12 protein-coding genes are annotated in these 10,214 nt (G+C 39.3%); 2 read left to right on the top strand and 10 right to left on the bottom strand.

Annotated features, from left to right (window positions below):
• Positions 1-290: 290 nt before the first annotated feature.
• The 8 genes from SAE01_RS11435 to SAE01_RS11470 all read right to left on the bottom strand — a co-directional run bounded on the left by SAE01_RS11435 (position 291) and on the right by SAE01_RS11470 (position 6,619).
• The gene (locus SAE01_RS11435) at positions 291-479 is read right to left on the bottom strand and encodes a DUF1737 domain-containing protein (RefSeq protein WP_147203888.1); all 189 of its coding nucleotides are present in this window, start codon (positions 477-479) and stop codon (positions 291-293) included.
• Between the two features lie 42 nt (positions 480-521).
• The gene (locus SAE01_RS11440; protein WP_147203889.1) at positions 522-1,505 is read right to left on the bottom strand and encodes a dihydrodipicolinate synthase family protein; all 984 of its coding nucleotides are present in this window, start codon (positions 1,503-1,505) and stop codon (positions 522-524) included.
• A 122-nt stretch (positions 1,506-1,627) separates the two neighbouring features.
• Complete coding sequence (locus tag SAE01_RS11445) at positions 1,628-3,226, bottom strand: sodium:solute symporter family protein (RefSeq protein ID WP_147203890.1); 1,599 nt, start codon at positions 3,224-3,226, stop codon at positions 1,628-1,630.
• A 144-nt stretch (positions 3,227-3,370) separates the two neighbouring features.
• Complete coding sequence (locus tag SAE01_RS11450; protein WP_147203891.1) at positions 3,371-3,781, bottom strand: VOC family protein; 411 nt, start codon at positions 3,779-3,781, stop codon at positions 3,371-3,373.
• A gap of 68 nt (positions 3,782-3,849) precedes the next feature.
• Positions 3,850-4,254 (bottom strand): VOC family protein, encoded by a 405-nt coding sequence (locus SAE01_RS11455; RefSeq protein ID WP_147203892.1) that lies wholly within the window; start codon positions 4,252-4,254, stop codon positions 3,850-3,852.
• 49 nt (positions 4,255-4,303) lie between these two features.
• Positions 4,304-4,768 (bottom strand): DUF4488 domain-containing protein, encoded by a 465-nt coding sequence (locus tag SAE01_RS11460; RefSeq protein WP_147203893.1) that lies wholly within the window; start codon positions 4,766-4,768, stop codon positions 4,304-4,306.
• Positions 4,769-5,099: 331 nt separating this feature from the next.
• A complete protein-coding gene (locus SAE01_RS11465) occupies positions 5,100-5,753 on the bottom strand; it encodes a hypothetical protein (protein ID WP_147203894.1) in 654 nt (217 codons plus the stop codon).
• Between the two features lie 134 nt (positions 5,754-5,887).
• Positions 5,888-6,619, bottom strand: coding sequence for a porin family protein (locus SAE01_RS11470; RefSeq protein ID WP_170234145.1), 732 nt, complete (start codon positions 6,617-6,619; stop codon positions 5,888-5,890).
• 291 nt (positions 6,620-6,910) lie between these two features.
• On the opposite strand from SAE01_RS11470, the gene SAE01_RS11475 reads away from it, so the two are divergent.
• Both SAE01_RS11475 and SAE01_RS11480 read left to right on the top strand, forming a co-directional pair.
• Positions 6,911-7,417 (top strand): GbsR/MarR family transcriptional regulator, encoded by a 507-nt coding sequence (locus tag SAE01_RS11475; RefSeq protein WP_147203896.1) that lies wholly within the window; start codon positions 6,911-6,913, stop codon positions 7,415-7,417.
• Positions 7,418-7,519: 102 nt separating this feature from the next.
• Entirely contained in the window at positions 7,520-7,885 is a 366-nt protein-coding gene (locus SAE01_RS11480; RefSeq protein WP_147203897.1) for a CoA-binding protein, read from the top strand.
• A gap of 17 nt (positions 7,886-7,902) precedes the next feature.
• Here the strand turns inward: SAE01_RS11480 and SAE01_RS11485 are convergent, their stop codons facing one another.
• Positions 7,903-8,745: an MBL fold metallo-hydrolase gene (locus tag SAE01_RS11485; RefSeq protein WP_147203898.1), complete on the bottom strand. Its 843-nt coding sequence runs from the start codon at positions 8,743-8,745 to the stop codon at positions 7,903-7,905.
• Entirely contained in the window at positions 8,745-10,061 is a 1,317-nt protein-coding gene (locus tag SAE01_RS11490) for an MFS transporter (protein ID WP_147203899.1), read from the bottom strand. Before SAE01_RS11490 ends, SAE01_RS11485 begins: the two co-directional genes overlap by 1 nt.
• Between the last annotated feature and the right edge of the window lie 153 nt (positions 10,062-10,214).

Consider the following 10,214-nt stretch of genomic DNA (forward strand, 5'->3'; position numbering starts at 1 on the left):
ACAGGTTCGCGCAGCCGGGTAACCCGCAAGGACTTTATTGGGAGAGGGAGAAGGTGGGTCTTTGGATATCTCCGTTGTCTGCTAGTGATACTGTTTTGATTGATTACTTAAAAGGGGAGAAGTGGATACCGTAATATCCGCGTTTAGTAAGAAACTAATGGGAGTCTTTTGTTTTAAAAAGGCGGGGTTTAGGTGTTTCTGGGAATTACACGTCAAATGATCCAGACCGTTAACTAAAGCTTATAGTAGGCGTACGGTGAACCCCGAGCCTATTTTCCTTTTGCTTGTGTCTATGCGTCTACTACCATTTGAACCTTTACCATCGCCTGGAAAAATGAGAAAGTTTTTGAAGAGGAATTGTATATGACTGACAATCCTCCTTGCGGCACCCAGCCGGATGGGAAAGCTTCATTTACACTCCGTTCTATTTCAAGAACTGTTTCTCCAGTTAAAATCTTGTAGTGTGAACCTGAGCTCATAAATGAATTATTGTGGAATTAGCAGAATAGAAAGGCATTTTACTAAATAGGTGGATCAAGATGTACTGGCGACATCATCAATTCTTCGACATCTACAGGTACAATTTCAAGCCTTTCACACCAACCTAAAAAACTATCATAAATTCTGTCAAGCGTTGCTTTTTGATCTGGTGTTAACTCAAGTGCGTGTGCCCTGCTAATGGTTCTGATAGGTAAACCTCTTTTTCGTAAAAAATATTTTGCGCTTAAGGGGTAGGCTTCATGTATCAACGGATCGACCTTTGATATTTCGGATTGTAGCCATTCAACCTCTTCCTTCTTTGCAGGATTAGTTGCGTTGTTACACATCCACACCAATATCTCCGGATAAAAGTTACCAGCTATAGCTGACATCCCTTTTGCGCCCATCTGCAACGAGTACATAGCATTCGGAGTATGTGCATCGTAGAATTCGAAACTGGAGTTATTTGAGGGGATCACAGCCAGTTTTGCCCTCACATCTTCCACTTCTCTTGTGGTGTCTTTATGATAAATGAAACGTCCTGTTTCCAACAGCTGCCTGAAAACTTCCGCAGGCAAAATTCTCTTATAGGGAGCAGGGCACTCATATAACCCAAGTGGAATATTAGCGGTCAGCTTCAGCATTTTATTGAAGTTGGCAAGCAGCACTTCGTCACTGTCCTCCAGGTTGGAATAGTGACCTGTAATTAATATAACGGCACTAACTCCCGTGTTATAGATCCGCTTTGTAAATTCAGCTTTGTCTTCAATCGTTAACCCAAATGACCCGGTCGCCACCACCGGCACACGCCCTTTCACATACCTTACAATATGCTGCGTTAACTCGAGGCGCTCGTCTTCACTGATGCTATACATCTCACTGCTTAGGCAATTCGCAAAAAATCCTTTTACGCCTGCAGCAAGATAAAAATCAATCAATCTTGATACTGCATCGAAATCCACTTTTGCCTTGAGATTAAACGGAGTAATCATTACCGGCACAAATTTCTTTTCACTGTTTTTCATACAATTATTTATTTTTTTGTAACCGTTGAGGAAAATTAAAGTAGGTATCTACTTAAGCAATTTATTCATTTATCTACAGAAAAGCTTTAAAGCTTCCAAGACTTTTTTCTTCATTCGCAGTATTAATCAACCTCACTTTTCAAATGATTTTCAGCAGGTGATACTAACTGAATTTTTCGTTGCTGTGCGGTCAACAACAATCCTACTAAAAAGATAGTAAGGGTACCAACAATGATGACCATATTCTTATGCAAAGGGTTTCTAAGAAATTCGTATTGTGGAGGTAAGTAGCTCGAAAAGGTCATCCATAAAATAACTACAATACCAATGAGGGTTGCAGTAAATGCTTCGTGACTTTTTGTGCGCCTGCTGATAATTCCTAGTAAAAACAATCCAAGCATTCCCCCTGCAAAAATCCCTGAAAGTTCCCACCAGATATCCAGTAAACTTTTCACTCCAATCATTGCTATTCCTGTCGTTAATCCTAACAGCCCAAAAACGATGGTGGCAGCATGTAGCGTATAGAGTTTGCTTTTCTCAGACAAGTTGGGCTTGAAATATCGTTTGTAAATATCCATTGTAAACACCGTTGCTGATGCATTCATACCCGAACTGATCGTGCTCATTGCTGCTGATAGAATAGCCGATACTATTAACCCTACCAGGCCCGTTGGTATTTTAGTAACCATAAAATGCGGCATCACCTTGTCACCATAATCCGCCGGTTTAAGGGCTGCAGCCAATTTTGTTATTTCTGATGCTGACGCACCGTTTCCCAGTCTTTCACCAGCGACCTGTTGTTTCACAGTTTCAATCAATTCAGGATGTATTTGGTAATAAGCAAAAAGGCTGGAGCCGATGATAAAAAACAACAACGACGCAGGAACATACAAAGCCACACATAACCATACTGACCTCGCAGCTTGCTTCGATGACTTAGCCGTGTGATAGCGTTGAATGTAATTTTGATCCATACCGAAATTATTGAGGTTTATAAAGAAGCCGTAGAACAGCACGACCCAAAAAGTCGATTCTGTCAAGTCAGGCGACAGGCTACCTAAGCTAAATTTTTGATTGCTCATTCCGATGTCAATTATTCCCTTTATCCCTAATGGCATTTCTGCAATTATCAGATATAAAATCAGTAACGCACCCAGTGTTTTGATAATACCCTGCACAACTTCTGTCCATATAACGGCTTCCATGCCGCCTAACACAGTATATAAAATAATGCAAACGCCCATAACGATCATAATAGTCGACATGGGGAAACCAATTAAAGCCTGCAAGCTTAAAGCAATTCCAAAAAAGATGGAGCCCATGCGGGCAAGCTGGGTAAGAAGAAAACAAATAACAGTATAAGTTCGAGCCCACGGACCAAAACGATTTTCGAGATGAGTATAGGCAGAAATCTCTCCAGTGCGGCGATAAAACGGGACAAAATATTTTGATGCAATCCATGCAGCAAAAGGCATCGATATACTAAAAACAAAAGCGTTCCAATTGCTGCCAAAAGCTTTCCCCGGAACGCCTAAAAAGGTATTGCTACTTAAGAAGGTAGCATAGATAGATAAGCCTATGGCCCAACCCGGAATGGTGCCGGAAGCCATAGTAAATTGTTCTGAGTTTTTATTTTTCCTGGAGAAATAAAAGCCGACAAGAACCATTGACAACAGGTAAACAAAGATTATAGCAAGATCAAAAACGGGAAGGTTTTTCATTGATGAAAGATTCAATTTTGGCTTGTACTTGTACTGCTTATGATGTGGTTGATATCGTTTCTGGTGGTTGCTTAAAAGTTACCATTCCAAATTAAAATCAACAAATACTTCCTCGTAATCTTACTCTCAAAAGAATTAATTCCATCATTTTTTCTGCCCGACCGAGAACCAATTGCCAGAGTCATCCATAAACAAGGCTTCATATCCATAAAATTCTTTTGTTGGCGGTTTTTTAAAAACGACCCCTTTTGATTTCAACTCTTCATAAGTGGCGTTTAGATCATCGCATTCAAATACGCCAAAACCAAATGTTCCCTTCTTTACCAGCTCCCTCATTTGTTCGGCTGCACCATCTTTAAACATCATTCCGTCTTCAATTGCCATTAGTGTGATTTCTAAATCTGGTTGCTCCGGGGGACAAACTGTTAGCCATCGCATACCTGGTCCCATTGCTGCATCAGTATGAATTTTAAACCCAAGTTTATTTACATAAAAGTCATAAGCGCTGTCCTGGTTAAGAACAAAAACGCTAACATGGTTCAATTTCGTAATCATGGTATATATCTTTTTTGTTTTCCAAAACTCTTACAAATGTTTTCACTTCAAAGACTCGTTTATATGTGTTAATCTTCAAACCTTGCGGTTACTTCAAGTCTGTTGTTGTCGGGATCAAGCGTTTCAAATTCGTAGTAGCCATCTCCTGTCTTTCGCGGGCCACTTAAGATGCTAAATCCGCCAGCTTTCAGTTGCCTGGCTTTTTCTTCGACTTCCTGCATCGTGTCCACGCCGAAAGCTAAATGAATAAGACCTTGGTACTGGGCTGTAATAGTATCATTCTGGTTGCGTGGAATACCTGGTTTTGTCATCAGTTCAAGTCTTGCTCCTGACTTAAAAGTTAGGAAGTAGCTTTCGAAATGTTTTGACTCGTTTGTGTATTTTTTATTTGCAGTTCCGTCGAAATACTTAGCGTAGTAGTCTTTTAATTGCTCCAGGTTATTCGTCCAGATTGCTACGTGTTCTAATGTCATTGTCATTGCTGTTTACGGGAAAATATTAGTTTAAGCGGGTTTAAAGAAACTATTTAACCCTTGCATACTTTTCTATATTCACCCTATCTACTCCAGCACTTTCTACCTTCTCTACACCCCTTTGAATAAGTGTATCATTTTGTATTGATACTGTTAGTTTGAAGTCGTTGCCCTCCCATTCCCTGGCGTTGCAATATTCTAAATGTTCTGTGTACGATGAGTCTTGTAAAGAGTACGTACCACCGCCTGCACCAAAGACAGCGGAAGCAGAGTCTTTACCCTTACTTAAGTCATGCTGTAAAAAAGAAAAATGAGTATCGTTGATGATTTTAATAAAGGAGATTTTTTTAGTGTAGTCAGTCACGAGAGTATCTCCCTTTTCGATGATCATTGCTGTTACAAGTTGCCACGTTCCTACAAGCGGAACTGATGGTTTTTTAACGCTGTTTTCTGAGCTTTCGCCGCACGACATTAGCACTGTTACGATTAATACAAATCCGATTGTTGTTTTCATAATGATTATTTGTTTAAGCGCTTTTTTGCACTTAAAAGGTTAATAGCTTCAAAGGGTTTTTAGCGAAGCGCTACCTTATCTGTCACTAATATAAAAGTTTGTGTTGATAATCAACCGCTTTCCTTTGTTGTTTTGATCGGAGACAAAAAAGTCTCATTTAGATATTTTGTAAAACGATTGCTTTCCAATTATAAAAGCGGGTTCTTTTTAAGGCAGAATAAAGTTTTACTGTAAAAGGAAGTGACACAAGGATGGTGAAGAATGTTATACTGCATGCAACAAAAAAAGGTGGCCAAAAAAGCCACCTTGTAGTAAAATTTTTTTTTGCTTGTTATGATTTCTCGTAAGGAAAATTTCTTGCAACTTTTCTCATCATTCTTTCCATTACCTGGTTCGCTGAACTGGTTACGTCTTCATTCATTTCTTTGTAAAAACGCCACAAAAGTTCGCCATCAGAACCGTTGTAAATCTGCATGGTAAGAGAGCCGCTTGCTGTCTTACCAAAGGCAGAACCGAGCAAAACAGTTTTAACGATTGCGCCACCTTCACTGCTGGTTCTTTCGTAGGTGAAGGCGCACTTCACTACGGCATCTACTCCCAGGGCTTTACATATAGAGTCCTGTGTTACCTCGTTGAGTTTGTCGTAAAGGCCTTTTTGTTTTAAGAGCGCATTCGTTCTTTCTACATCCTGGAAGCTTACCGTATAGTCGTCTGCCTTTCTTAAAAGGTAAGTGTACATGCCTTGTTGCATTGCAGCCGCCAGGTTATTTTGGTCTTGCTCGTTGGCTTCTTTATCGAAATTCTTTGGAAGCTTTTTATAAGAAATAGTAGCGTTAAAAGGTAGTATCGCTACTTTCTTATGTTTAAAGATTTCTGACTGCAATTTTGGTGAAGTAAAAACTTGCTTGCTGCCTTCAAACTGTGCTAATGATACATTTGTGATAGCTATTGCCGCTATAAATGTTACGATGTTTTTGAGTTTCATTGTAGATATTTTTTACAAAAAAAGCCATCTAAAACAAGTTCATGAAACCGTTCATCCTAAACCACATGTTTATGTGAAGGGCAAAAAAAATGACGGAACAAGTCCGTCATTTACAATTTCGAAAAGTTCGTTTCTTATAATTTTAGACCGAGTGTAAAACTCCAAACACGGTTTTTACCTCTATCATTCGCGGTGTTATCAGTTCCTGAATTAATCTTAACAAGACCATAGCCGTAGTTTGCGCCAAGTGTAAATCTGGTAAATTCAAGACCTGCTACAGCATTCAAACCATAATCAAATCTTTTTATTTTGCCATAGCCATAATTTTCTTCCTGCGCAGTTGTAGGGTTGTCATTGCTGTACACAATATCGCTGCTGCTATACCTGTGTACGCCAAGCGTATAACTGTCTACTTTGTTTTTGCCGGTAATACCCATTGCTGCATAAGGGCCAGCACCTAAATAGAAACTGGATGTTTGAGTCAAAGGAATTTTACCAACAAAGTTCACAGGGATTTCAAGATACATCGGGTTTGAAGTGGCTTTATAATAAAAGCCTGTATTGCTTTCTTTTCCGTACTGGGTTTTCGATCCTTTTCCGGTGTACAATAGGCCAGGTTGTATAGAGAAATACTCACCTAAAGGAAGGTCATAACCGATACCTACAACAAAGGTTTTTAAAGCATTTGCCTGGTCAACGCGTCCGTTTGAGCTTACCGAAATGTTTGCCAGGTTGAGGCCACCTTTAATTATAAAATTGCCCTCTTTTCCAGGAGCAGAAGTAGTAGAAGTTGAATGCCTCACTTGTGCCATTACCCCAAGAGACATCATTGAAATTACTGCTGCACCAAATAGTTTTTTCTTCATAATCATTTGTTTTGATGTTTTCAGTCATATTACGAATTCTATGCCATTTGAAACCGGTTTCATATATTCTCGAATAGAAGCATGATTATTAGTGATTTTAGAAACAATTATCAGCAATTCTGTGAATAAGTTTAATTAAAGACTTTTCGCTATTAACACCTTAACACTTCTCTGTCAGATGCTTTTATGCTTCGAAAAAAAAAGTGCAAGAAAGTCAAACTATTGAGGAAGGAGTTTCAGAATGTCTTTCAATCAAATACTGAAAATTAGAAAGTCTTCTATCTTTGTCGGATGGATTTGACTGAAGCAAAAGCACAATTTATACAGAGCTGGGGGATACTTGGAAGTCAGTGGGGTATTAACAGGACGATGGCGCAAATTCATGCCTTACTAATTGTTGCAGCCCAGCCGTTGACAACGGAAGATATCATGGCACAACTAAGTATAAGTCGGGGTAATGCAAACATGAACGTAAGAGAGCTGATTGATTGGGGCCTGTTAGAAAAAGTGATCGTTCCGGGAGAAAGGAAGGAATTTTTTAGCGCAGAAAAAGACATTTGGAAAGTGGCTACTTTGATTATGTACCAACGTAAGAAACGTGAGCTTGACCCGATGGTAAAAGTGCTAAACCAATTGAGCGAAGTAGAAGCCGATAAGCAGGATGCAGACGTGAAAGCTTTTACCGAAACAATTGGCAACATAAAGAGATTTGCCGGCCAGGCAGAGAAGACCTTAGATACAATTATTAAATCTGAAGAAAATTGGTTTTGGAGCAGTTTTATTAAACTCTTTAAATAGTATTACAATCGTTAAAACCTAGCTCCTACAACCCTCATAATTAAATTGCTACTGGTTCAATTCTTGTAATTTTATATCATCATATAATTAAACTTTCCTGACATGGTTGCTAAAAAAACTTTGGTATTAGGAGCATCAACTAATCCATCGAGGTATAGTTATCTTGCTATGAATAAATTATCAACGTACAAACATCCGGTGGTGGCTGTTGGGCTAAGAGAGGGCAAAGTTGGGAATGTAGACATCCTAACCGGTCAACCAAAGTTTGAAGATATAGATACTGTCACCTTATATCTTAATCCAACCAATCAACGGCCTTACTATGACTATATTTTATCGTTGAAACCTACACGCATCATATTTAACCCGGGAACAGAAAATGATGAACTGGAAGAAATGGCGCGCAAAAATGGTATCCAACCAATGGAAGCATGTACGCTCGTAATGCTAGGTTCAGGACAGTATTGAGAAAAAACAATAACAGGTTATAAATCGTTTAAAGTAAAGGTCTCCTTTACTTTAATTCCCTTGTCAGTCATGTGTAAAGTACAGCATTCGATATTAGCATCATGCTCGAAAAATAAGACATAATCGTTCTCCAAAACTTCCTGTAAAAACAGCTTCTTTTCACTCAAAGTCTTCAGAGGAAACATATCGTAACTCATAACATAAGGCAAAGGCAAGTGGGCGGCAGAAGGCAAAAGGTCAGCCATATAAACGATTGTTCTGCCTTTGTATTTTATTGTTGGAAGCATCATCGCGTCAGTGTGTCCGTACGCAAACTTCAAAGTAATCTCTTCATTGAAAATGGATACATTTTCTTCTACAGGGGCAAACTGTAATCTGCCACTTTCCTGCATAGGCAAGATATTGTCTCTTAGGAACGAAGCTTTTTCGCGGTCATTTGGTTTTGTTGCCCAAGACCAGTGTTGCTCATTACTCCAAAGTGTAGCATTTTTAAAAGCCGGAAGAAGCTGCTCTCCATCCCGCACAATAGTTCCTCCGCAGTGGTCGAAGTGGAGGTGAGTATGAAATACATCGGTTATGTCATCTTTGGTGAAACCATGTTTTGCTAAAGAACTTTCTAATGTATCATTCCCATGTAGATAATAGTGGCCGAAGAACTTTGCATCCTGTTTATTACCCATCCCGGTATCAATCAAAATTCTTTTATCGCCTGTCTCGATCAATAGACATCTTAAAGCCCATGTACACATATTGTTTTCGTCGGCAGGATTAAGTTTGTTCCAAATACTTTTTGGCACAACTCCAAACATTGCTCCGCCATCCAACTTAAAAAGACCTGCATTGATTGAATACAATTTCATTATGCTAAATTTATAACCTGTGCTTGTTTTTCTTTTTGCAAGGTGATAAACAAACAAATCAGGCCAGCAATAAAAAATACAATGAGTGCAAGAACCGAGTTCCTCATGTTGCCGGTTAGTTGCTGAACCAAGCCAAAACTAAACATCCCAATGACGATGGCGATTTTTTCCGTCACATCATAGAAGCTGAAGAACGAGGTGGTGTCGTGTGTTTCAGGCATTATCTTTCCATAAGTTGACCTGCTCAAGGATTGTATTCCTCCCATAACCAGTCCGACTGAAACTGCCAGCATATAAAACTGCATCTCGCTTGTAATAAAATAGGCTGTTATACAGATGACTACCCAAATCATTACTACTAACATCAGCACTTGGAAATTACCAAAACGCTGGGAAAGCTTTGCCATAATATAGGCCCCCGCAATAGCAACGATCTGTATTATCAAAAGAGAAATAATCAATTTAGGGGTGGGTAATCCAATGACCTGGCTGGCAAACAAAGTTGCAGCAAGCATGACAGTTTGAACGCCCATGCTATAAAAGAAAAATGATAGCAAAAAGCTTTTAAGTACGGGCATTTGCTTTACCTGTAGCCAGACTTTATTTAATTCCTTAAAACCATTTGTTAGGATATTATTGCCTTTGTTTTGTTGCGCTGCCCTTCCTTTTGGCAGGCGTGCAAAAGTTATTTGCGCAAAGCTCATCCACCAAATACCAACTAATAAAAAAGACAAACGGGGCGCAAAAGAACTGTCCTTGATGCCAAACAATTCCGGCTTTAATACAAAGGCAAAGCAAATTAATTGTAGCAGAACACTACCTATATAGCCAAAGGCAAAACCTTTTGCACTGATCCTGTCTTTGTCTTCATCTGCGGCAATCTCAGGTAGATAAGAATTGTAAAAAACAAGGCTTCCGCAGTAGCCAATTGCGGCTAGTATACAACATAAAATTCCCAGCGAAAGAGTCTCTCTCTGAAACCAATACAAGGCACAACACGATAGTCCTCCGAGGTAACAAAAGAATTGCATAAAGCGTTTTTTGTTGCCCTTATAATCAGCGATCGAAGAAAGCACAGGAGATATAATGGCAATTAAAAAATAGGCCGTTGCAATTGCATAATTGTATAGGGATGCACTTTCAAATTCTGCTCCTAAAAACTGCAACTTGTGACTTACTGCGTCTCCAGTTTTTGTAGTCGTAATGGCATCGTAATAAGCAGGAAAAATAGTCGTAGTAATGACAAGGTTATACGCGCTGTTGGCCCAGTCATACATGGCCCAGCCATTAATAACTTTTTTAGAAGCAGTTTGCATAAATGCTTTTTTGGTTGTTTAAAGATAGGGAAGAGGAAAGAGGAATTTCTCTGGTTTTTACGAGACTATCCAAGATATACCATGATACGTATTAAACCCCATCAACCTCATGTCAAAGCTCAAGCCGCTGGGCTTCGTTCTTGCAACGTGACT

It is taken from the genome of Segetibacter aerophilus (assembly GCF_007991655.1).
In the GTDB taxonomy this organism is placed as follows: Bacteria; Bacteroidota; Bacteroidia; order Chitinophagales; family Chitinophagaceae; genus Segetibacter; species Segetibacter aerophilus.